Below are 21,196 nucleotides of genomic sequence, written 5' to 3'. Positions count from 1 at the left end.
CAATTGCGTACCCCGAAATAGCAATTGCGTACCCCGAAATAGCAATTGCGTACCCGGAAATAGCAATTGCGAACCCCGAAATAACAATTGCGAACCCCGAAATAACAATTGCGTTGGCGTAGCCCGCCGCAGGCATCGCCAAATCTATAAATGCATACGCGGAAATCACAGATTAAAACAATTCGCAATTCGCAATTTGCAATTCGCAATTACGTTTTGTGACGGGGATTTAGACCCCGACACAAAACAGAAGTGCCTGTAGAGACAGGGGACTTAAACCCCACCACTTATTAACTTTTGATTATGAAAGTAAAATGAAATTATCCTCCACCTGAGCTACATCATGATTGTCCCAGAACTCGAACAACAACTCCTTCAGCTTTCACCTGACGATAAATTGTATATTATCCAACTCCTGGCACAAAGCCTGACTACACACAATAACAACACCCAATCTGTGCAAATAAGCAAAATCTCAGAATTATTCCGTCAATCCCTCGTGGCTAAATTACCCGAAGAATTTGACGTTACTCGATTACTAAAAACCCTCATTGAGTCCCTACAACCAGCAACTTCAACCGAAATAACAGAATATCCCCTGCCTCAATTTTATGGATGTATCCAAGATGAAACCTTCTTCCGTCATCCCCAAGGACAACAACCAGAACGCGAACCAATCCTGTGAAATTCCTGCTCGATACTAACACCTGCATTATCTATATGCGAGGTAAAAATTCCACTTTAAAACAGAAACTAGAATCCACTGCTACTAAAGATATTGCCGTTTGCTCAATCGTCAAAGCTAAACTATTTTATGGTGCAATGAAAAGTGCCAATTCACAACGTAATCTTACTTTACAACAACAATTTTTAGCCCAATTTACATCACTACCCTTTGACCGGAAATAAAAAGGTACAAGCCGCTAAATTTATTTATGGGGTTCAAAATTTTTGACTTTTGACTTTTGACTTTTGACTTCCCCAAAGGGGCTGACGATTTAGCAGCAACGACGTTTGGAACAATTCGCTCTCAATTAGAAGCATTAGGTACTCCCATTGGCGCGTATGACTTACAAATTGCTGCCATCACGCTAACAAATAACTTAACCCTCATCACCCATAACACTAGAGAATTCCAATGCATTAATAACTTGTTGATTGAGGATTGGGAGATATAGCGATCGCCTAAATAATAATTGCGTTTGCCAAATCGATAAATGCGACTGCCGAAATCACAATTGCGTTGGCGTAGCCCGTCGTAGGCATCGCAAAATCTATAAATGCGTTGACGTAGCCCAACCCAGGCATCGCTAAAATTACAATTGCATTCTCCAAATCGATAAATGCGTTGGAGTAGCCCAACCCAGGCATCGCCAAATCTATAAACGGAATCACCGAAATCACAAATGCGTTGGCGTAGCCCACCGCAGGCATCACAAAATCATTGCGCCTACGTTATCGCTCAACCCAACCTACGCAAAAATCAGGTCTTTATCTCTAACACCGAGCGTATTGGGATATTATGCAGGAGAATAGAGATGGTTCAATTAGCGTGTCTAAATTTTCATGCAGTTTGAGTGGGATGAGGCGAAAAATTTAGAGAATCTTCGCAAACATGAGATTGATTTCGCCGATGTTCCTGAGATGTTTGAAAGTCCAATGCTAATTGAGTTAGATGATCGTTTTGATTACGGAGAAGACCGTTGGTTCGGTATAGGTTTCCTCGGCAACGGTGTAGCCGTTGTAGTTTGGACAGAACGCAAAAATAATGTGATTCGGATCATTTCAGCACGAAGGGCAAATCGGTATGAGCGACAAAGACTTGAGAAATACCTCTCGTACTAACTGGACAGCATTGGAGTCAATGAACGATGAAGAAATTGACTACTCTGATATTCCACCATTGACAGAAGATTTTTTTCAGAAAGCGACTCTCCGAGTTCCCGCACCTCAAGCACAGCAATTGGTACAGATTGAGCCAGATATACTAGAGTGGTTTCAAGCTCAAAGCGGAGAATATAAAACCTTAATCAACTCTGTTTTACGTCGTTACATCAAAAACTGCGACGAACACAGAGCAGTGTAACAATTTAAAAATAACAAATGCGTTGGCGTAGCCCGCCGCAGGCATCGCCGAAATCATAATTGCTACTCGCTAAAATAACAAATGCGTAGGCGTAGCCAGCCGCAGGCATCGCCAAAATAACTACTGGGAGCGATAAATTTATGACTCAAGCCTTACGCAAACTAGTTACATTCGATGAATTCGTTGCCAAATACCCAGACAACTCTGGAAAACGCTATGAGCTTCATGATGGAGTAGTTATAGAGATGTCTCAGCCTACAGGTGAACACGAAGAAGTTATAGGTTTTTTGGCACTGAATATATCTATAGAAATTGGGCGACTCAAACTTCCCTACTTCATTCCCAAAACAGCATTGGTTAAACCGCTTGAGAGTGAATCAGCTTACTTGCCAGATGTGCTGGTATTAAACCGCCCCAATTTAGTCAATGAACCACTCTGGAAAAAAGACTCTACTGTAAGCCTAGCTAAATCTATACCATTGGTAATTGAAGTAGTTAGTACGGCAGTTGCTACAACGGGGGGAACCCCCGCAACGCACTGCCTCACCAACTGGCGTGATGATTATCTTACAAAAGTGGCTGCTTATGAAGCAGTCGGCATCCCCGAATATTGGATTGTAGATTATGCCGCTTTAGGCGGTAGGCGGTTTATTGGCAATCCCAAACAACCGACAATATCAGTCTATTCATTGGTTGATGGTGAGTACCAGATCAACCAGTTTTGTGAGAGCGAACGCATTATTTCACCCACATTCAGAGAATTGAATTTAACCGCCGAACAGATTTTTCAAGCAGGAGGTGTGCAAATCTAGGCACAACCGCACACAAAAGAGAATATTGAATTTTTGTGATCGCTACTCAATAGCACAAAATCACAAATGCGTGCGATCGCCTAAATAGCAAATGCGATCGCTAAAATCGCAATTGCGTTGGCGTAGCCCGCCGTAGGCATCGCCAAATCGATAAATGGTTGGCGTAGCCCACCGCAGGCATCGCATCCATCCTCTTTTTACCTGAAACTGGTAGTGGGCGATCGCAAAATCACTATATTGTCTGCTCACAAGTAAAAAATACTTATCCACGAGATTCTTTCATTGGCAGACATACATCACCTGTGATGAAAATCTATCCGTTTCTGGAATCTAGGGCGCTGGTGTTGAATTTCTTTGATAATCAAATATGTGCGACTCTCTCGCCCTCATCCATGAACGAACAGCGTCAACAAGCCTATTTCAACCTTATTCAAAACCTGTTGAATTGCCGTAGTGACGATGAAGTACAAGAAATTTTGGCAGCAAACCAAGATTTAATTGATGCTGGCTTAGTACAAAAGATGCTGGAAATGGCAAGTAATCTACTAAGGCAAGGCGAATTAGACCAAGCTAATCATTTAATGAATATAGCAGGACAGCAACTTGGGGTTTCTAGTAAATTATCATCGACTGCCACAGAAAAAGAATACTTAGATTTCTTAGAGCAAGTGCTGAAAGTAATAGCAGATAGTAGAGGTAACGCACAGGTAGTTTACCCCTTGCTGGCAACGAATACAGACAAACTCAACGGAGTGTTAGCAGAAATATTGCGCCGTTGGGGGATAAATAGCCTTGGGGAAGCGACAGTAGATGAAGCGGAATATTTAGCAGCATTTATTTTTGTATTTAGCAATCTAATAGCGCAATTCCCTTTGGGTGGGAAAGCCAGCAATATGGAAATTGCCATTACTGGCTATGAAGTCGCGTTAACAGTCTACACTCTTGAAGCTTTGCCTTTTGAATGGGCAATGACACAAAATAATCTCGCTGCTGCCTACAGGCAGAGAATAAAAGGAGACAGGGCAGATAACATTGAAAATGCGCTCGCGGCTTATACTGCTGCTTTAACTATCTACACTCTTGAAGCTTTGCCTTTTGAATGGGCAGGAACGCAAAGTAATCTCGCAAATGCGTACAGCGATAGAATAAAAGGAGACAGGGCAGATAACATCGAAATTGCGATCGCGGCTTATACTGCTGCTTTAACTATCTACACTCTTGAAGCTTTGCCCTTTGAATGGGCAATGACGCAACATAATCTCGCAAATACCTACAGGCAGAGAATAAAAGGAGACAGGGCAGATAACATCGAAATTGCGATCACGGCTTCTACTGCTGCTTTAACTGTCAGAACTCCTGAAGCTTTGCCTTTTGAATGGGCAATGACGCAATATAATCTCGCTGCTGCTTACAGCAATAGAATAAAAGGAGACAGGGCAGATAACATCGAAATTGCGATCGCTGCTTGTACTGCTGCTTTAACTGTCTACACTCTTGAAGCTTTGCCTTTTGAATGGGCAATGACTCAAAATAATCTCGCTGGTGCCTACAGGGATAGAGTAAAAGGAGACAGGGCAGATAACATCGAAAAAGCGATCGCGGCTTTAACTGCTGCTTTAACTGTCTACACTCTTGAAGCTTTGCCTTTTGATTGGGCAATGACGCAATATAATCTCGCTGCTGCTTACAGCAATAGAATAAAAGGAGACAGGGCAGATAACATCGAAAAAGCGATCGCGGCTTCTACTGCTGCTTTAACTGTCTACACTCTTGAAGCTTTGCCTTTGGAATGGGCAATGACGCAAAATAATCTCGCAAATGCCTACAGCGATAGAATTAAAGGAGACAGGGCAGATAACATCGAAAAAGCGATCGCGGCTTTTACTGCTGCTTTAACTGTCTACACTCTTGAAGCTTTGCCTTTTGAATGGGCAGGAACGCAACATAATCTCGCAAATGCCTACAGCGATAGAATTAAAGGAGACAGGGCAGATAACATCGAAAAAGCGATCGCGGCTTTTACTGCTGCTTTAACTGTCACAACCAAAGAAGCTTTGCCTTTTGAATGGGCAGCAACGCAAAATAATCTCGGACTTGCCTACAGGGATAGAATTAAAGGAGACAGGGCAGATAACATCGAAAAAGCGATCGCGGCTTTTACTGCTGCTTTAACTGTCACAACCAAAGAAGCTTTGCCTTTTGAATGGGCAGCAACGCAAAATAATCTCGGACTTGCCTACAGGGATAGAATTAAAGGAGACAGGGCAGATAACATCGAAAAAGCGATCGCTGCTTCTACTCCTACTTTAACTATCTACACTCTTGAAGCTTTGCCTTTTGAATGGGCAATGACCCAAAATAGTCTCGGACTTGCCTACAGCAATAGAATAAAAGGAGACAGGGCAGATAACATCGAAAAAGCGATCGCGGCTTATACTACTGCTTTAACTGTCTACACTCTTGAAGCTTTGCCTTTTAATTGGGCAATGACTCAAAATAATCTCGCTACTGCCTACAGCAATAGAATTAAAGGAGACAGGGCAGATAACATCGATCAGGCGGTCGCGGCTTATACTGCTGCTTTAACTGTCTACACTCTTGAAGCTTTGCCTTTTGAATGGGCAATGACCCAAAATAATCTCGCTACTGCCTACAGCGATAGAATAAAAGGAGACAGGGCAGATAACATCGAAATTGCGGTCGCGGCTTATACTGCTGCTTTAACTGTCTACACTCTTGAAGCTTTGCCTATTGATTGGGCAGCAACGCAAAATAATCTCGCAAATGCCTACAGGGATAGAATAAAAGGAGACAGGGCAGATAATATCGAAATTGCGGTCGCGGCTTATACTGCTGCTTTAACTGTCAGAACTCCTGAAGCTTTGCCTTTTGAATGGGCAATGACCCAAAATAATCTCGCAAATGCCTACAGCGATAGAATAAAAGGAGACAGGGCAGATAACATCGAAAAAGCGGTCGCGGCTTATACTGCTGCTTTAACTGTCCACACTAGAGAAGCTTTGCCTTTTGAATGGGCAGTGACCCAAAATAATCTTGGACTTGTTTACAGCAATAGAATAAAAGGAGACAGGGCAGATAACATCGAAAAAGCGATCGCGGCTTATACTGCTGCTTTAACTGTCAGAACTCCTGAAGCTTTGCCTATTGATTGGGCAATGACGCAACATAATCTTGGACTTGTTTACAGCAATAGAATAAAAGGAGACAGGGCAGATAACATCGAAAAAGCGATCGCGGCTTATACTGCTGCTTTAACTGTCAGAACTCCTGAAGCTTTGCCTATTGATTGGGCAGCAACGCAAAATAATCTCGTTGCTGCCTACAGCGATAGAATAAAAGGAGACAGGGCAGATAACATTGAAATTGCGATCGCGGCTTTAACTGCTGCTTTAACTGTCTACACTCTTGAAGCTTTGCCTTTTGATTGGGCAATGACGCAATATAATCTCGCTGCTGCTTACAGCAATAGAATAAAAGGAGACAGGGCAGATAACATCGAAAAAGCGATCGCGGCTTATACTGCTGCTTTAACTGTCAGAACTCCTGAAGCTTTGCCTATTGATTGGGCAATGACGCAAAATAATCTCGGACTTGCCTACAGCAATAGAATAAAAGGAGACAAAGCAGATAACATCGATCAGGCGATTGCGGCTTATACTGCTGCTTTAACTGTCTACACTCTTGAAGCTTTGCCTTTTGAATGGGCAATGACGCAAAATAATCTCGCAAATGTCTACAGGGATAGAATAAAAGGAGACAGGGCAGATAACATCGATCAGGCGATCGCGGCTTATACTGCTGCTTTAACTGTCAGAACTCCTGAAGCTTTGCCTCAATTTTGTGCAGAAACTTTGTGGGGACTGGGGATTACTTACCAAAACGCAAACCAGTTTGCCTTGGCGTACAATACTTTTAAGTCTGCCATTGCCACTATAGAATCTTTACGGGAAGAAATAGTATCTGGAGAAGAAAGCAAGCGTAAACAAGCGGAATACTTTAACCAAGTTTATAGCCGCATGGTAGAAGTTTGCTGGCAATTAAATAAGATTACTGAAGCGATTGAATATGTTGAACGTAGTAAAACCCGCAATTTAGTTGAACAAATCCTCGAACGCGACTCTAAAACCATCTTCCCTCCAGAAGTATTCACTCAATTAGAAAAATATAGGGATGAAATAGCCGTAGGACAATATCAAATCCAAAATGGCAAAGCTGAAAATCCCAAAGTCCTTGCACAACATCTCCAACAGTTGCGAAACCAGCGTAATGAATTGCAAAACCAATACTTACCTGTTGGTTATGGTTTAAAATTCGACTCCTTCCAAGGTTCTTTGGATGAGCGTACAGCCATTATTGAGTGGTATATTCTCAACGATAAAATTCTGGTGTTTATTGTCACAAAAAAGGGAGAGGTAACAGTTTGGCAATCCCAACCAGAAGACCGAGAAGCTTTGGAAAATTGGATAAATCAATATTTGCAAAATTACTACAATCAAAAAGACCAATGGCTAAATAGCTTAGGGGAAGAACTCAAAGAATTAGCTTCGATTCTCCACATTGATGAAATATTAACCCAGATACCAAAGCACTGCGATCAACTCATCCTAATCCCTTATACTGCCCTACACTTATTCCCCCTTCATGCACTCCCAGTAAATCAAAATTCGGAAAATTCGCATTGTCTTTTGGATTTATTTGCTGGTGGTGTGAGCTATGCACCCAGTTGTCAACTACTGCAACAGGTACAACAGCGCAAACGTCCTGATTTTCAATCTCTATTTGCAATTCAAAATCCTACAGAAGACCTGAATTACACCGATTTAGAAGTACAAGTTATTCAAAGCTACTTTAATACTTCCAACGTTCTGAAAAAAACAGCAGCGACACTCACAGCTATTAATAATACTGACTTAAACACTTACCACTGCACCCACTTTAGCTGTCACGGGTATTTTAACTTAACAAACCCCGGTAATTCAGCCTTAATTTTGGCAAATGCACCCATCGCAGACACCCCAACAAAACCCGACTCCGAACGTTACCTGAATTTACGAGCAAGAGAAACCCACGATTTAGAAAAATGCCTAACTTTAGATAGAATATTCAGTCTCAAATTAGAAAAATGTCGCCTCGTCACCCTTTCCGCTTGCGAAACTGGATTGATTGATTTTAAAAATATCAGTGACGAATACATTGGTTTACCTAGCGGTTTTCTATTAGCTGGGAGTAAAGCTGTAGTCAGTAGTTTGTGGACTGTCAGCGATTTATCTACAGCGTTTTTGATGATAAAATTTTATGAAAACCTGCAAACAATAAATAGTGTCTCTATAGCACTCAATCAAGCGCAGCAGTGGCTGCGAAATTTAACAACCGAGAAATTTGAAGCATTATTAAGTCAATATCAGCTACAAATAGAAGAAATTTTTGCTCAACTCCCACAAGAAAAGCATCCAGTAGCAAGAGCGATATTAAAAAGAACCTGCAAACGTAAACCCCACCCTTTTGCAGCGCCATTTTACTGGGCAGGATTTACAGCTACAGGGCTTTAGGATTCAGGTTTGGCAGTTTCACAAAACTTCTTCACGCCGATTTTGGCAACATAAATTACCACTGGAGTTGCCAGGGCTACGGGAATATTACCACTTGCTGCTAGAGTGGCGATCGCAGCTGTCAATACTCCCGTCATCAATTCGTCAAATTCTTCCTGACAGATGATTTTGCTGAGTTTTTGGGCTAATTTCTCTAAATAATTAGAATCTCCCCTCAAGCTAACTTCTACGTCGGTTGTCTCAACAGCAATTAACTGTGCTGCTGCTTCCAGATTTCCCTTACACTCTTCTATGGCATCCAAAGCTGCTAAAGCCTCTGGGCTATCCACCAACTGGCTGCGAAACTGAGTAATTTCCTCTGGTGTAACGGTAATCATTTAAATAAATACACGAAGCATTCAGCAATTATACATCTAATGTCTAATCTACAGATGTGGCGATGTCAAAGACGGGCTACGCCTACGCGATGGTACGACATCAACAGTAGGAATAATTCTGCTGTGCGATCGCGCATTTTCGACAACCAGAAAAATTCACGTAATTTTCGGTTGATATGCGATCGCTCCTTCGAGTGAAAGCCTAGAATTATTCCTCAAACTCAATTTCGCAGAAAGCTTTTAACAAATCAATACAATTAGCGATCGCCATCGTCGGTAGAGACAACCAAAAACTATAATGAATGCATAAAGCAACCAATCATAGATAGGCAAGATTAGGAGAATCTAAACAATGCAGGCTCATAGCAGTTCAGAGCAAAGGCTACTTGAAAAAATTCGCCAGTTACCTCCCGAACAAGTTTTGCTAGTTGAAGATTTTATTAATTCTCTGGAGAAGCAAAATACAGAGTATAGCCTTACCTTTACAGCAGCAAAACTTTCTGAACCAGTTCTGTTTAAAATCTGGGATAACCCTGATGATGCAGAATATGACACACTATGAATTTGGTGATGTTATTTTAGTGCCGTTTCCCTTTACTAACCAGATTACTGCTAAAAAACGTCCAGCAGTAATTGTTAATTCTAATAGCTATCAACGTGAGCGTTCGGATTTAATATTGATAGCCATTACCAGTCAAGCAAATCCAGCAAGTTCCTTTGGTGAAATCACAATTACTGGATGGCGAGTAGCTGGTCTTCTCAAACCTTCAATTATCAAACCAGTTTTGACTACCATAGATAAAGGGCTAGTGATTAAAAAGTTAGGGCAACTTCAGGAGCCAGACTTTCAAGCTTTGCAAAACCTTTTTCTGGCTATTTTGGGTTAATATGCGAGATTGTTCCTTCAAATCAAAGCCTCTAGATATCACTCAAACTCAGTTTCGCAGAAAGCTTTTAACAAATTAATACAGTTAGCGATCGCTCCTAAATGAGCAATTTCATATCCATGTGTATTTTGGGTGGGAAATGCCAAACAAGCAGCACGCCCAACATGACCAAATTTCATCGCAATCGAAGCATCACTACCAAACCCACTCAGAGTTGTTAACTGCACTGGCATATCGAGTTGCTTGGCAGATTGGCGCAGTTGTCCATTTAACCCCTCATCATATATTCCATAAGCATCTTGAGATAAAAGTACAGGACTTTCGCCATCTTCAACAGGATATTCCTCAGATAATGGACAAATTTCTAAAGCAATCAACGCATCCAAACGTTGATTTTGGGTGAAAAATAGCGCCCCAATTGCTCCCACTTCTTCTTTCGCCGACGCTACTAAATAAACATCGACTACTGGCTGTTTGAGATTTTCAGCCAAAGCTAGCAAAATCGCAACAGAAGCTTTGTTATCCAAAGTGTAACCAGCAATATGATCCTTTAACCGAATTGGACCCTTGCGATGTTTGCCAATCACCATTCTAGTTCCAGGCCGAATACCAGCTGCCTCTAATTGAGCAGATGTCAGCTTCGTTTCAATCCAGGCATTTTCCCACTTCACAGTAGTATCTTCCTGCTGCACTTTTTGGGGTGATTCGTGGGAAACATGGCGGGAACCAAAGCTGAGAATACCGTTGATAGTTTCGTTATCTCCCAGTAAATCGACAACGCCTTCGCCGTAAACCCACGGGAAAGAACCGCCAAGTTTGCTGACTTTGACACGACCTTGATCACCAATACTCTTGACAATTGCACCAATTTCGTCCTTGTGTGCCGTGATCGTGATCGCTCGGTCTGGATTTTTTCCTGGAATCTTGGCAATAATATTATCGGCGCGATCGCACCAAACTTCCACACCCAGCGCCGCAAATCGTTGCATTAACAACTGGTTGATTTCGGCTTCTGCACCACTAGGGGAATGGTGCATGACCAATTCTTCAATAATTTCAAATAAGCGATCGTAATCCCACATCAATTAGTTTAATTTTCAACTGTTATATGAGACTATTGTGCATCAACAACCCGACCTGCTGATACAAGTGCTGACCTTTTTTGTTGACGCTTCAGCACTCCTACCGCACCAAAAGCACCGAGCGCTAAAATTCCTAAGTTTATTGAGGGTTCAGGAACAGACTTAGCCTCAATCGCCGCCAGTGCAGTATCTGCTATCACCTTATGACCAGCGGTCGTTGGGTGATAATCGTCCCAGATGAGAAACTTGTTGTTAGCTGGGTCACATATATCTTCCCTATCTAGGCAAGACTCGGTTACATTCGTAAAACCCAATGCGCTAGCCTGATTCAATAAGGAATAAGTATCAACAGAGATGATGTTGAGATTTGGGTTTTGACTCAAAGCGCTCACAGTTTCTGCTAAACCCAAGTTAAAGTCACTAGTTGATTTGCTTAAGGTTGTAGGGTTGCGATTACCATTTTTAGCTGCTGGTATCTGTCCCAAATCTGGCAAGTTAAATACAAGAATATTTTTCGCGCCGACTCCTACCAGAGTATTCAACGCCAAGGATATATTATTGATTGGCGTGGTAGAGTCTTCAGGGTTAAGAAAAAGGAAATCATTCGCACCTCCCCACAATGTATAAAGTGCATTTGGGTCAGCAGTTTGATTATTTGCTTGCAGAGTTTCGGCAAAACCGAGGACTTGTTTAAGCACTCCTGGTAATCCTAGATTGTCAACAACAGCATTATCTAAACCAGAACCAGATCCACCAAAGGCAAAGTTTATCCCTTGGGTAGGAAAAGGTGTGGGAGGAATAGTAGTAAATAAAGTAGGCTTTAACCCTAGCTGATCTCCAAGATAATCTACCCAGATTGGCCCATTGGAAAAACGTCCATCAAAGTAAGGTGGGCTTGAAGGGTATGTTTTCCCAGTAGCATTGTATATATTGCCTGTATCGGAAAGACTATCGCCAAATACATAAAGCTGATCAAAACTTACAGCCGAGGCTTTGGTCGGCAACATGAAAGAGAATAGAACAAATCCTGCCGTTACAGCTTGTTTTTTCATATTTGTTTTACCTGTGGTATATATAATTTGTTTAAAAGTAATGAAAGAGCGCTAGTCTAACAACTTGTCTTTTGACTTACTTCAAAACTAAGTACGCCTATTGAGTTCTAGCAAAGTGCTGAGTGCTTAGTGCTGACTAAAAAACCAGTTTTTTCAAGCCTTTGAGCAATCAACACTGTCCTCACCTATGTGACTACGGCTATAATTTAAGTTTTTTACTTAACTATGCCTCAAAAGTTCATCAAGCACAGCTCAAAAGGCTATAAATACTTAGATTTACATTTTTTTGATCAAAAAAAGTATATTACAAATAAATAGCAAACTTTCTATGCTAAAAGGTAGATATTATCCAGCTTTGTGCTTGCTATCAACTGACTGTGATGGAATCAAGGCTGCATAAGCGTAACCCGTCGTAGGCATCACTTTAGTTTTAACTTCGCTTTAATTTCAAAGCCTCACTAGCTGACACACCCTCACCCTGACTGCCGAAATACCACAAAGCCGTTGCAGCCTCAGCACGAGTTACAGGTTTTTTGGGTTGAAACAGAGTCGTATAACCAAACACCCGTCGAATATTCGATTGTTCGCTATTTTGGTAATCAGCCAACACTGCTCTCAAAGCCTTGGGGTCAATTCGCGCTGCATCTTGAAAACCCCAGGTTTGTTTGACCGCATCTAAGTTAGCAGAGGGTAAAGCTTGGCGAGTATCTAAAGGTAATTTCCATAGCAGTAACTGTTCCCGTGTCAAGGCTGCATCAGGACGAAATAAAACTACTGTAGTATCTCCAGACAAAGGACTAGGAATTAACCCAGCTTCGGCTAATCCCTGAATTGCTGGAAAATCTGGGTCTTTTGCCGACACATCACTAAAAGCTGGTTGAGTACTTTCTGATGCCAAGCGAATTTGTTTAGCTGGATTGTTGGCATACACAGCATTGTTAGCAGCAATCAGCCAACGAGCGTATTCCCGATGTGTAACGATTTTACCGGGTTCAAACTGGTTAGTTGTGTTAGTAGAGTTGCTCTTAGTTGTCTTTGCTTCTAAAGACAAAACACCTAATGCAGCCAAGTCTTCGATATGTTGCCGCAATTCTGGCGATACCTTATTCAGATCGTTAAATACCTGAGATTTATTTGTTGTAGCTGTAGGGATTGTTTGGTTATTAGTTGTGCTTGGTGGCTGTGCTGCCAAGTTTGTGGGTGGTATTGGGCCAATGAACTGTGAATTTCCCGGTTGAGGAACGGCGTTAGTAGTTTCGTTAGGATTTGTATTTGGGGTAAATTGTGCTGTTGCAGTACTATTCGGTACGTAATCAATCAGTAATTCAGTGGCTGTTTGGGGTTGATTAGGTGTGGCGTTAGTAACTGATTTGGGCTGAATGGAAACCTTCAACAGCAAATCGTTGCGACGTGCCTCAAAAGATCCTCCTGTATCATCTGTTGGCTGTTGTAAAATCTGCCAGTTATTTGTTTGAAACTGGCTGCGATAAAAGCTAGCAATAAAATTACTGGGGTCAGAACTTAACCAACGAGTTGAGATTTTGTTTTCTGAGCCGCTAGCAGGTGTAACTTCCTGTAGTTTGGCATTGGAATATAAGGGTATATCTTTAGGAAAATCAGATGGTAACTGAACTGCTGATTCATTTTGCTGTGCTTGCGGTTGATTACCTTGAGATTCTCCAAAGACAACTCCATCGCTTTGCAGTTTCGGATCTGCCGCCAAAGATTCTTCAAGGTTTTTGGCGACTGGACTATTAGCACAGGCTGTTAACGAAGTGAGTAGAACAGCCCAAATTAAAAATACAGCTGGACGTTTACAGGGAAGCACAGGAAATCACAAATTGAGTTTCAATTCCTACCCTAGCGCAGACTGTTCATTAAATGGGAATGGGGCATTGGGCATGGAGAAGAGACAAGAGACTTGTTCAATAATTTCCCCTTGTCCGTCTTGTGCGCTTGTATCCTTTATCTCCCTGCTCTCCTCTGACTTTTTATATCACCAAAAGACACTACCGACTCAGTACGTCTTCTTCGTAAATGTCTCTGTTGATGATGATCGGATCTCCAAAAATGAGTAAACGGTAGCAAAAGCTACCGTATTGTCTTCGTTTTACAGCCATTAGGTTTTGATAATTCCCATGCTTATTTATAGAGTTCCCTAAAATTCTGAAAAACTAACATTTTTGAAAAAAAAACATCAATAAACCTGAAACCCCTGCTAAATAAGAGTTTTATGATTTGGGAGTTCGTAGTAAGGACTTTAGTGCTTAGATGAGGACTAGAGCCACAGACTACAAACCGATCAATACTAGATTGTGAAGCAATTTTTCAGATAGTTATCTAAATATCCAAGTTGTAGAGCAGATAACTAATTGAGAACTGGTCAAAAAACAGTTTAGCTAGCAAAAGCTTGAATCTACTTCCAGATGCGCTACTTGTAATGCGATCGCCAAGCAACTGAAGTGATAAACTAGGAACAAAGCCCCCCTTAGCCTCATCCAAAGAGGGGAATAGATCGAGTTCACTAACACTGGCTGACAATCGATTCTGGAAATTATTCATCTGACGATGGTAAGCTGAGTAAGGCAATAGCTGGAAAATGCCAGTGTTAATCAATTCCAGGAAGTTAGCGTAAGTTCGTTATTCTTGGCGACTGGGGTAATAGGTAAAGCAGTCAAGTGTCGCAGCAGTTTCCCTAGTATCTCTAAATTGATTTTCTAGAGAAAGTGCTACTTGTACTGTAGTCAAGAGTTTCTTGACAGCCAAAAAAGCAGTGAGTGCTGACTCTAAAAGTGCGTAGTTTACCGCCGTAGGCATCGCCTCTTATGTTATCTAAAACTTTCCCTCAATCACAACCCATCCCCTGTTATTCTTGGATAGAGCTGTGGTTCTTTTAGGAAAGCTGGAAGGTGCGCTTCGCAAGTTATAGAAGTAGTACAGAGTTGGCTTTAGCTGCTTGTCCCAATCCTAGTTAATGATTGGCTAGAAGTGAAAAAGACACTTCATCAAATGCACTGGCGGTTGAGAAAACACTCTACAAACTTGGTCTGAACAGTTAACAGCTTCCTGATATATTAGATACAATGAGTATCTGTGTTTTCTTGGGCGATCGCTTGCTCAAAGCGAGTACTCAAATTAACATAGTGCTGCACTAGCCGATTTGACATAGTATTAAACCTTTCACCTGCTGGCTCTGGCGAAAATTTTTGATTCAGGGCAAATTAAGACTTATATTCAAGGGACAAGGGTGTTTCTTGGAGATGAAGTTAACCAAAAGGGAGCAAAAGGCTGAAAAAGATATGTCTGATGTCAAAAACGCAGATCGGGTAGGAGTATGAAAATCTAAAATAGATATTAAGAAGAAAAAACAACGACCATCAACAACCGTCAGTCCTTTTTACTTTCTGTAAAGCGTCACCGGGTTGTTACCAGTGCTGAAACACGATTACATGCAAGTTTCCCAGGATCAGCCTACTTATTCTGAGGCTCCACTCCAGCTGTTACTGTTTGTCGATGGACGCCCCAAGTCCCGTCAACAGGTACAGCGAATACGTGCTTACTTAAAAGAATTACAGGTTGAGTATAGTTTTGAACTTCAAACTATTGATGTTGGTCAACAACCTTACTTAGCAGAACACTTTAAGTTGGTAGCAACGCCAGCTTTAATCAAAATTCACCCGGAACCACGACAGGTTTTGGCTGGGAGTAATATCATAGCGCAATTGAAAAACTGGTGGCCTCGCTGGCAGGCCGCTGTAGACGCTTATTTGAAATTACAGGAAGACTTACAAGAACGGATAGACGATACTGTTAGGGCGACATCACCCAAATCCACTATCCGTTCAGTTGCTGTTTCTGCCGAACTCATCCGACTCTCAGACGAGATTTTTCGCTTAAAACAGGAAAAAGATAACCTCCAAGAGCAGCTACAGTTTAAAGATCGGGTGATTGGGATGCTAGCACACGATCTCCGTAATCCGCTAACTGCTGCCGCGATCGCCATCGAAACTCTTCAATCTAACTACAATTTAGAGACAGGCCAATTTCAGCGCCTCAAACCATCCTTGACAGCGCATCTATTAAAACAAGCCCGTAATCAAACTAAGATCATCGATCGGATGATTGCCGACCTTTTGCAAGTAGGTCGTGGCAAAGATACAGAATTTCCTATACTACCACAAAAGGTACAGCTAGGTAAACTGTGCTTAGATGTACTAGAAGAATTGTGCGATCGCTACACCGCCAAATCCCAAGAGGTCGAAACAGATATTCCGAATGACTTACCTTATGTATATGCTGACCCAGAACGCATCCGCCAAGTGCTAGTAAATCTGTTGGATAATGCCATCAAATACACCCCAGAAGGTGGCAAGATTAGCATCGCCGGATTGCACCGTACTACCCAAAAAGTTCAGTTTAGTATTGGCGATACTGGGCCTGGTATTCCTGTAGAGAATCGCAATCGCATCTTTGAAAACCACTTCCGCCTGCAACGGGATGAAGGTACAGAAGGTTACGGCATTGGCCTTTGTTTATGCCAACGCATCGTTCTGGCACACTATGGCCAAATTTGGGTGGATTCTGCACCCAATAACGGAGCATGGTTTCACTTCACACTGCCAGTTTATCCTTCTTAGGTATTGGGGCATGGGGCATTAGTAAAAAACTAGCAACACTTAATGACAAATGACAAATGACTAATGACTAATGACAATTAAGAATTTAAGACAAAGCGATCGCGTCCCCCAGCCTTTGCTTGGTAGAGTGCTTTATCTGCCAGCACAATCAACTCTGAAGGTGAAGATTCCCAAGTCGGGACAACAGTTGCCACGCCCATACTGAGAGTGACGTGCTGACTCACCGCAGAACCGTCATGAACAATTTGCAAATCTTTGATTCCCGCTTGGATCGCGGCGGCAACGTGAAGTGCGCCAGATGCAGAAGTGTATGGCATAATCACAGCAAATTCTTCGCCACCATAACGCGCTACTAAATCCTGATGTTTTTGTGCCTTAAGGCTTAAGACAGCACCTACCTTTTGTAAACATACATCCCCTGCTGGATGTCCATATTTATCATTATAAAATTTAAAAAAGTCGATATCACACAAAATCATTGACAAGGGAAATTCCTCTTGTGCAAGATTAATCCACTGAGTATTGAGATAATCGTCAAAGCGGCGACGATTAGCCAATTCAGTTAAGCCATCTACATTGGCAAGGTGATGCAAAGCTTCGTTTGCCGCCTCTAACTGTTTGTACACTTGTGCCTGCTGTAGCAGTCGGCGCAACCGCTGGCGTAATACAGGCCAGTGAATTGGCTTAGTGACGTAATCAGTTGCTCCCGCTTCAAAAGCACGGTTTACAGATTCTTCATCGTCCAAGCATGTAATCATCAAGATGGGAGTGCGTTCCCATAGCTTGGAAATAACCGTATTGTTAAGATTCGAGTCAGTATCAAAAGTGGCAAGGGCTGAGATTAAATTATTCCTGGCAATCTGGAGCAAGTGCTTACAGCAAGTAAAGCCATCCATCACAGGCATTACAGCATCTAGCAAAACTATATCCGGTTTGATAGTGTCGTAGGCATCTAAACATTGCTTACCATCATTGACCTCGACCACTCGATAACCTTCTTGTTCCATTGCTTTACGCAACAATACCCGGATGGTCTTGTCATCATCAGCCACTAGAATCAGTGGTGGTTGCTTAGAAACAGTAAATGGGCTTATGCCTGACATGAGTTGCCTTCTACTTGCGGGACTATCTTCAAAAAGGCTGTGCAACTCAATCGCATAGGGGCGATCGCTATTTTCATCAATGCCAGGATTTGCGGCAAAGGTGTATCTGGCTTCACAATCAACTGTTTTTTGACAATGGACTGCCCAATGTTGTTGGGCCAAGCAAGCGGTAGATAAATAAGTTGCATAGAATCTGTAATTGGAACACGAAGGCAATTGCTACCTTTTTGTTCAGCGATGGTTATGGGAGGAAATGTTACTTTTATATTTCCCTATTGTTAAAGTCAAATTACGATTTTTTTGAAAATTACAAATACACACCTTAATTCTTTAGTTGTGTAGTTAGTTGAGAAACATAGCGATCCAGTGCAAGGCAATTGCCAAAGTACCCTCATAAGATAGTTAATACTAAATACTAATATCACTTGACTAAAATTTCTTTAGTCTATTCGATAAGACTTGCTGAGGTTTAGTATAATTACATAAGATTGAGATTTAATTTAGTTTAAAGCTTTATTTTCAACTGACTCTATAACAATTTCGTTCTAGCCATAAATCCCCCAAAACTACAGTTTTGCAGATCATACTCAATTCTGTTTTAACGGACTATAACCTTTTATCAGTCGTTTTTAGACGAATTAGTGCTATTAGACCCAGAATGAATTCTGAAGCAGATGAAAATGAAATCGCGCTGCAAGTCGTTTTGGGCTAATAAATGAAGTTAAATTTTTATTTAATTAGGTTCAGTATATGTAGTTATCTAAAAAATAGACTGTTTTTTTGGAAAAAAAGCAATTTAGTAGCGAAGATTATATGTTACTACCATATACTAAATTAAGATTAATATTTTAAACAAATAATCCTCTAACTGCTTTACAGACAGCATATAAAACTGCTATATTTTTGACTATACAAACAAGGAAAAGTTCTTACAAAAATAATCTAAACCTATCGACATTCGCTAACTCTTTAAAATGCCAGACTCATTAATGTATCAGCAGGATAATTTTGTTGTTCTCGAAACAAATCAACCAGAACAATTTATGACACCATCAGAGTTATTAGAAAAGCTCAAAATAACTCTTCAAAAACTCATAATTCAAGATTTACCGCCTGACTTGCAAAAATTTGATACTGTGGAAGCTCAAGCCCAATATTTACTTGACACTAGCTGCAAATTAGATATTAGCCCTGGGCAATATTTACAGTGGTACGCAGTTCGTTTAGAAAAGTAAGTTTTTGGTTAAGTGCTTAAGAGAAGCCCAAAAAATTTTAAGATTTTAAGTAAAAGTTGCTGCCCAGATTCCCGACTTCTTGAAGAAGTCAGGGATGTAAATCGTGGTTAAGGGAATTCCAAAAAGAATAATTACTAATTCATAATTCATAGTTAAAGACACTGTACAGTAGGCCACATACTCATCAAAAATTTAGTGGTCAACAAGAGAATGGAGAGTACAGGAGTTAACACTAATTGTAATTATGAATTATTAATTATGTTGACTGTTGTAAAAATATGGATAACAACAAGTCATAAAGGAATGAAGTTTGGGTAACAATAATTTTTGCTCTTGACCAGAAAGAAAAAGGTACAAACCCCTAAATTTATGGAAAAATAAAAAATGTATTTCGAGACGCACAGCGCAATAAATACAGCGTCCTTGTTACAAGCCCCATTATTTATGGGGTTCAAAATGTTTGACTTTTGACTTTTGACTTTTGACTTTCGACTTCCCCGAAGGGGTTGACTATTGACTACTGACTAGTGATTCTTTTTGAGTATTGATTAGCGCTAGCTCAATTGTATTTTCAGATGGCTGCGTTATTTGAATTTCCAATCCAGGACCAAAATAATTGGTCATTTTTTCATGCTTTTTTTGCCACACATCAATTGGTATTAATGGTGAATCAAATTCTAAAATTAGGGCATAGCTCCCATTAACTTCTGTTTCTCGTAACCCTGTGACTATTGGCCGTTCCTGGTCAGTGGGACTCAAACCCAGAAAAGAAAGTGTTGTATCTAGATGAGCATCTTGACCATAGCAATATCGGGTGATGTCTTTGCGAATTTTATTTTGTGTATCAGTTGCTTGCTGCTGGCGCAGTATCAATGCTGATGGTGACGTAGTTTGGGTAAATGGTACTGGCTTAAGTTCATTAGCTTTTAGTGCCAGCCCTCCCAGTAATAGAGGAATCCCGTAAAAAAATCCGACAAGATTGAGTGTGGCATTATTATCAGCATAGGCGACGAAGCCAATGATGGTTAATATGCCACCGATAGTTAGACCGAGTGTTCCTAAAGAGATTTGGCGTAGCATGAGCTTAAATTAGTATAAAGTCTGAATACCTTAGTTTTATTATCATCGGCTATGAGCAACAAATTAGGAAAGAACATCGTCCTCAAGCGCTAGTATTCAACTAACCCTAAATTGCCATATTAAGGCGGTTAAAAACCGCACACCAGTTGCTAAAGAGCGGGAAGGGAACACACCAAGAGCGAACAAGTCAGGCATTGTCGACCAAAACACTGGTTTCGTTTAAACGAGACTTTACTCACCTTTGTCTTTGTGATTTTTAAACACTCAATTTTTCCTTAGTCTACATTCGTGCAGCATCTCGTAGGGAAGGCAAGTGGCTCTAAGTACACAGTTTCGTAAATTCGTTACCAATTGAGGGTTTGAGTTTAAACGCAGAGAGACGCAGAGTATAGCGCAGAGGAGCGCAAAGTTTGTTTGAGTCCATTCGCTACGAACTTCAGGATTAGCTGTACTAAGTTGACTACTGAGGGCGTATAGTGTCCCAGAATATTAGATTTTGAGTTAACTTTAAATTTAAAGGTAGTTAAAGATGGGAAAAAAATAATGGATTTACAGACTATAAAAGAACGAATTGTGGTAGTTCAAAGTAAACGCGATTACTTATTAAGTTTACTGGAGCAACCAAACCTGGGAACTTTGAGAATTGATGTAAATCAGGCTTTGGAAGAACTGGATGAACTAATTGATGAATTTAGACGCACCATTCCGGTAGAGTAGAATTTATCAAAAATTACGTCGGTTTAACCTCAACTTCAGGCTAGACCGACGTTATTCAGTAGTATCATGTCTTTAAATCCCCAGAATTGAACTAGCCTAAGTTGGCGAAGCAATAATCATTGCATCATTTATCCTGCCACTGAACCATCTCCTGCACGTTGACCCAGCCGCCTAACTAAGGCAATAAGTTCGCTTGTCGGTACATCTTTCTTGCAAATTTCATCAAAGCTAGACATTGCCTTTGTCCCGTGAAAATTTACGTCTTCCACTGATGAGTAAGCAAGTATCTGGGTGTTCGGAGATATAGCTTTAATGTGACTAGATGCACTCCAACCATCCATGACTGGCATCTGTAAATCTAGAACAATTACGTCAGGATGGCAACGTTTAACCATTTCTATAGCTTCTTCACCATTACTGGCTAAACCTACTACTTGAATATTTTCCTGGCAAGAAAAAACCAACTGTAAGGTTAAGCGAGTCAGTTCGTGGTCATCAACTACTAAAACACGCAAGGTAGAAAGCTCGCAGGATAACATTAACATTGAGGGGAAAGAC

The 21,196-nt window shown here is 41.1% G+C and carries 25 protein-coding genes; 13 read left to right on the top strand and 12 right to left on the bottom strand.

Annotated features, from left to right (window positions below; genetic code table 11):
* The first annotated feature begins 343 nt into the window (after positions 1-343).
* From HWQ58_RS17160 to HWQ58_RS38490, 3 genes are read left to right on the top strand one after another with little or no spacing between them, the layout of a single operon-like run.
* Positions 344-685, top strand: coding sequence for a hypothetical protein (locus tag HWQ58_RS17160; RefSeq protein WP_292864876.1), 342 nt, complete (start codon positions 344-346; stop codon positions 683-685).
* On the top strand, positions 682-909 hold the full coding sequence (locus HWQ58_RS38495; RefSeq protein WP_366838118.1) for a type II toxin-antitoxin system VapC family toxin: 228 nt from the start codon (positions 682-684) through the stop codon (positions 907-909). The genes HWQ58_RS17160 and HWQ58_RS38495 overlap by 4 nt, the downstream gene beginning before the upstream one ends.
* A gap of 56 nt (positions 910-965) precedes the next feature.
* The gene (locus HWQ58_RS38490; protein WP_366838116.1) at positions 966-1,178 is read left to right on the top strand and encodes a hypothetical protein; all 213 of its coding nucleotides are present in this window, start codon (positions 966-968) and stop codon (positions 1,176-1,178) included.
* Positions 1,179-1,185: 7 nt separating this feature from the next.
* Here HWQ58_RS38490 and HWQ58_RS17150 read toward each other — a convergent pair whose 3' ends face one another.
* The gene (locus HWQ58_RS17150) at positions 1,186-1,437 is read right to left on the bottom strand and encodes a hypothetical protein (protein WP_292864873.1); all 252 of its coding nucleotides are present in this window, start codon (positions 1,435-1,437) and stop codon (positions 1,186-1,188) included.
* 129 nt (positions 1,438-1,566) lie between these two features.
* Between HWQ58_RS17150 and HWQ58_RS17145 the strand changes: the two genes are divergently transcribed.
* From HWQ58_RS17145 to HWQ58_RS17135, 3 genes are all read left to right on the top strand, one after another.
* On the top strand, positions 1,567-1,845 hold the full coding sequence (locus HWQ58_RS17145; RefSeq protein WP_292732079.1) for a BrnT family toxin: 279 nt from the start codon (positions 1,567-1,569) through the stop codon (positions 1,843-1,845).
* Positions 1,808-2,086: a BrnA antitoxin family protein gene (locus HWQ58_RS17140; protein WP_292864870.1), complete on the top strand. Its 279-nt coding sequence runs from the start codon at positions 1,808-1,810 to the stop codon at positions 2,084-2,086. The genes HWQ58_RS17145 and HWQ58_RS17140 overlap by 38 nt, the downstream gene beginning before the upstream one ends.
* 140 nt (positions 2,087-2,226) lie before the next feature.
* Complete coding sequence (locus HWQ58_RS17135; RefSeq protein WP_292864867.1) at positions 2,227-2,898, top strand: Uma2 family endonuclease; 672 nt, start codon at positions 2,227-2,229, stop codon at positions 2,896-2,898.
* Between the two features lie 60 nt (positions 2,899-2,958).
* On the opposite strand, the gene HWQ58_RS17130 is transcribed toward HWQ58_RS17135, so the two are convergent.
* Positions 2,959-3,147: a hypothetical protein gene (locus tag HWQ58_RS17130; protein ID WP_292864864.1), complete on the bottom strand. Its 189-nt coding sequence runs from the start codon at positions 3,145-3,147 to the stop codon at positions 2,959-2,961.
* A gap of 56 nt (positions 3,148-3,203) precedes the next feature.
* Here HWQ58_RS17130 and HWQ58_RS17125 point away from each other — a divergent pair, with 56 nt between their 5' ends.
* Positions 3,204-8,468 carry a CHAT domain-containing protein gene (locus HWQ58_RS17125; protein WP_292864888.1) on the top strand — a complete coding sequence of 1,755 codons (5,265 nt, stop codon included), beginning with the start codon at positions 3,204-3,206 and terminating at the stop codon, positions 8,466-8,468.
* Here the strand turns inward: HWQ58_RS17125 and HWQ58_RS17120 are convergent.
* Positions 8,465-8,845: a hypothetical protein gene (locus HWQ58_RS17120; RefSeq protein ID WP_292864861.1), complete on the bottom strand. Its 381-nt coding sequence runs from the start codon at positions 8,843-8,845 to the stop codon at positions 8,465-8,467. The genes HWQ58_RS17125 and HWQ58_RS17120 overlap by 4 nt on opposite strands.
* Before the next feature lie 39 nt (positions 8,846-8,884).
* Here HWQ58_RS17120 and HWQ58_RS17115 point away from each other — a divergent pair, with 39 nt between their 5' ends.
* From HWQ58_RS17115 to HWQ58_RS17105, 3 genes are all read left to right on the top strand, one after another.
* The gene (locus HWQ58_RS17115; RefSeq protein WP_292864858.1) at positions 8,885-9,043 is read left to right on the top strand and encodes a hypothetical protein; all 159 of its coding nucleotides are present in this window, start codon (positions 8,885-8,887) and stop codon (positions 9,041-9,043) included.
* A 154-nt stretch (positions 9,044-9,197) separates the two neighbouring features.
* Positions 9,198-9,407: a toxin-antitoxin system, antitoxin component, Xre family protein gene (locus tag HWQ58_RS17110; RefSeq protein ID WP_292864855.1), complete on the top strand. Its 210-nt coding sequence runs from the start codon at positions 9,198-9,200 to the stop codon at positions 9,405-9,407.
* On the top strand, positions 9,394-9,732 hold the full coding sequence (locus HWQ58_RS17105; protein ID WP_292864852.1) for a type II toxin-antitoxin system PemK/MazF family toxin: 339 nt from the start codon (positions 9,394-9,396) through the stop codon (positions 9,730-9,732). Before HWQ58_RS17110 ends, HWQ58_RS17105 begins: the two co-directional genes overlap by 14 nt.
* 38 nt (positions 9,733-9,770) lie before the next feature.
* Here the strand turns inward: HWQ58_RS17105 and HWQ58_RS17100 are convergent, their stop codons facing one another.
* The 5 genes from HWQ58_RS17100 to HWQ58_RS17080 form a co-directional block, all read right to left on the bottom strand.
* Entirely contained in the window at positions 9,771-10,814 is a 1,044-nt protein-coding gene (locus HWQ58_RS17100; protein WP_292864885.1) for a M42 family metallopeptidase, read from the bottom strand.
* A gap of 32 nt (positions 10,815-10,846) precedes the next feature.
* Positions 10,847-11,866 carry an SGNH/GDSL hydrolase family protein gene (locus tag HWQ58_RS17095; RefSeq protein ID WP_292864849.1) on the bottom strand — a complete coding sequence of 340 codons (1,020 nt, stop codon included), beginning with the start codon at positions 11,864-11,866 and terminating at the stop codon, positions 10,847-10,849.
* A 430-nt stretch (positions 11,867-12,296) separates the two neighbouring features.
* Entirely contained in the window at positions 12,297-13,694 is a 1,398-nt protein-coding gene (locus tag HWQ58_RS17090; protein WP_292864846.1) for an S-layer homology domain-containing protein, read from the bottom strand.
* 512 nt (positions 13,695-14,206) lie between these two features.
* Positions 14,207-14,482, bottom strand: a complete 276-nt coding sequence (locus HWQ58_RS17085) for a hypothetical protein (RefSeq protein ID WP_292864843.1) — start codon at positions 14,480-14,482, stop codon at positions 14,207-14,209.
* A gap of 24 nt (positions 14,483-14,506) precedes the next feature.
* The gene (locus HWQ58_RS17080; protein WP_292864840.1) at positions 14,507-14,683 is read right to left on the bottom strand and encodes a hypothetical protein; all 177 of its coding nucleotides are present in this window, start codon (positions 14,681-14,683) and stop codon (positions 14,507-14,509) included.
* A 614-nt stretch (positions 14,684-15,297) separates the two neighbouring features.
* Here HWQ58_RS17080 and HWQ58_RS17075 point away from each other — a divergent pair.
* Positions 15,298-16,503 carry a histidine kinase gene (locus HWQ58_RS17075; protein WP_292864837.1) on the top strand — a complete coding sequence of 402 codons (1,206 nt, stop codon included), beginning with the start codon at positions 15,298-15,300 and terminating at the stop codon, positions 16,501-16,503.
* A gap of 77 nt (positions 16,504-16,580) precedes the next feature.
* On the opposite strand, the gene HWQ58_RS17070 is transcribed toward HWQ58_RS17075, so the two are convergent.
* Positions 16,581-17,606: a PleD family two-component system response regulator gene (locus HWQ58_RS17070; RefSeq protein ID WP_292864834.1), complete on the bottom strand. Its 1,026-nt coding sequence runs from the start codon at positions 17,604-17,606 to the stop codon at positions 16,581-16,583.
* Entirely contained in the window at positions 17,594-17,794 is a 201-nt protein-coding gene (locus HWQ58_RS17065) for a hypothetical protein (protein ID WP_292864831.1), read from the bottom strand. The genes HWQ58_RS17070 and HWQ58_RS17065 overlap by 13 nt, the downstream gene beginning before the upstream one ends.
* A 786-nt stretch (positions 17,795-18,580) precedes the next feature.
* On the opposite strand from HWQ58_RS17065, the gene HWQ58_RS17060 reads away from it, so the two are divergent.
* Positions 18,581-18,841 carry a chlororespiratory reduction protein 7 gene (locus tag HWQ58_RS17060; RefSeq protein ID WP_292864828.1) on the top strand — a complete coding sequence of 87 codons (261 nt, stop codon included), beginning with the start codon at positions 18,581-18,583 and terminating at the stop codon, positions 18,839-18,841.
* Between the two features lie 510 nt (positions 18,842-19,351).
* Here HWQ58_RS17060 and HWQ58_RS17055 read toward each other — a convergent pair.
* Positions 19,352-19,921, bottom strand: coding sequence for a DUF2854 domain-containing protein (locus HWQ58_RS17055; RefSeq protein WP_292864825.1), 570 nt, complete (start codon positions 19,919-19,921; stop codon positions 19,352-19,354).
* A gap of 543 nt (positions 19,922-20,464) precedes the next feature.
* On the opposite strand from HWQ58_RS17055, the gene HWQ58_RS17050 reads away from it, so the two are divergent.
* Positions 20,465-20,638 (top strand): hypothetical protein, encoded by a 174-nt coding sequence (locus HWQ58_RS17050; protein ID WP_292864822.1) that lies wholly within the window; start codon positions 20,465-20,467, stop codon positions 20,636-20,638.
* Between the two features lie 128 nt (positions 20,639-20,766).
* Here the strand turns inward: HWQ58_RS17050 and HWQ58_RS17045 are convergent, their stop codons facing one another.
* Positions 20,767-21,183: a response regulator transcription factor gene (locus HWQ58_RS17045; RefSeq protein ID WP_292864882.1), complete on the bottom strand. Its 417-nt coding sequence runs from the start codon at positions 21,181-21,183 to the stop codon at positions 20,767-20,769.
* Positions 21,184-21,196: the final 13 nt, after the last annotated feature.

Source organism: Nostoc sp. LPT, from assembly GCF_017115165.1.
In the GTDB taxonomy this organism is placed as follows: Bacteria; Cyanobacteriota; Cyanobacteriia; order Cyanobacteriales; family Nostocaceae; genus Nostoc.
The sequence above is the reverse complement of the archived record's forward strand: the minus strand, read 5'-3'. Positions and strand labels throughout refer to the sequence as shown.

Excerpts from the sequence above, each read along its gene's own strand:
- HWQ58_RS17160 (WP_292864876.1), top strand. The coding sequence starts at position 344 with ATGATTGTCCCAGAACTCGAACAACAACTCCTTCAGCTTTCACCTGAC.
- HWQ58_RS17145 (WP_292732079.1), top strand. The coding sequence starts at position 1,567 with ATGCAGTTTGAGTGGGATGAGGCGAAAAATTTAGAGAATCTTCGCAAA.
- HWQ58_RS17140 (WP_292864870.1), top strand. The coding sequence starts at position 1,808 with ATGAGCGACAAAGACTTGAGAAATACCTCTCGTACTAACTGGACAGCA.
- HWQ58_RS17135 (WP_292864867.1), top strand. The coding sequence starts at position 2,227 with ATGACTCAAGCCTTACGCAAACTAGTTACATTCGATGAATTCGTTGCC.
- HWQ58_RS17125 (WP_292864888.1), top strand. The coding sequence starts at position 3,204 with ATGAAAATCTATCCGTTTCTGGAATCTAGGGCGCTGGTGTTGAATTTC.
- HWQ58_RS17120 (WP_292864861.1), bottom strand. The coding sequence starts at position 8,845 with ATGATTACCGTTACACCAGAGGAAATTACTCAGTTTCGCAGCCAGTTG.
- HWQ58_RS17115 (WP_292864858.1), top strand. The coding sequence starts at position 8,885 with ATGTCTAATCTACAGATGTGGCGATGTCAAAGACGGGCTACGCCTACG.
- HWQ58_RS17110 (WP_292864855.1), top strand. The coding sequence starts at position 9,198 with ATGCAGGCTCATAGCAGTTCAGAGCAAAGGCTACTTGAAAAAATTCGC.
- HWQ58_RS17105 (WP_292864852.1), top strand. The coding sequence starts at position 9,394 with ATGACACACTATGAATTTGGTGATGTTATTTTAGTGCCGTTTCCCTTT.
- HWQ58_RS17100 (WP_292864885.1), bottom strand. The coding sequence starts at position 10,814 with ATGTGGGATTACGATCGCTTATTTGAAATTATTGAAGAATTGGTCATG.
- HWQ58_RS17095 (WP_292864849.1), bottom strand. The coding sequence starts at position 11,866 with ATGAAAAAACAAGCTGTAACGGCAGGATTTGTTCTATTCTCTTTCATG.
- HWQ58_RS17080 (WP_292864840.1), bottom strand. The coding sequence starts at position 14,683 with ATGCCTACGGCGGTAAACTACGCACTTTTAGAGTCAGCACTCACTGCT.
- HWQ58_RS17070 (WP_292864834.1), bottom strand. The coding sequence starts at position 17,606 with ATGTCAGGCATAAGCCCATTTACTGTTTCTAAGCAACCACCACTGATT.
- HWQ58_RS17065 (WP_292864831.1), bottom strand. The coding sequence starts at position 17,794 with ATGCAACTTATTTATCTACCGCTTGCTTGGCCCAACAACATTGGGCAG.
- HWQ58_RS17060 (WP_292864828.1), top strand. The coding sequence starts at position 18,581 with ATGCCAGACTCATTAATGTATCAGCAGGATAATTTTGTTGTTCTCGAA.
- HWQ58_RS17055 (WP_292864825.1), bottom strand. The coding sequence starts at position 19,921 with ATGCTACGCCAAATCTCTTTAGGAACACTCGGTCTAACTATCGGTGGC.
- HWQ58_RS17050 (WP_292864822.1), top strand. The coding sequence starts at position 20,465 with ATGGATTTACAGACTATAAAAGAACGAATTGTGGTAGTTCAAAGTAAA.
- HWQ58_RS17045 (WP_292864882.1), bottom strand. The coding sequence starts at position 21,183 with ATGTTAATGTTATCCTGCGAGCTTTCTACCTTGCGTGTTTTAGTAGTT.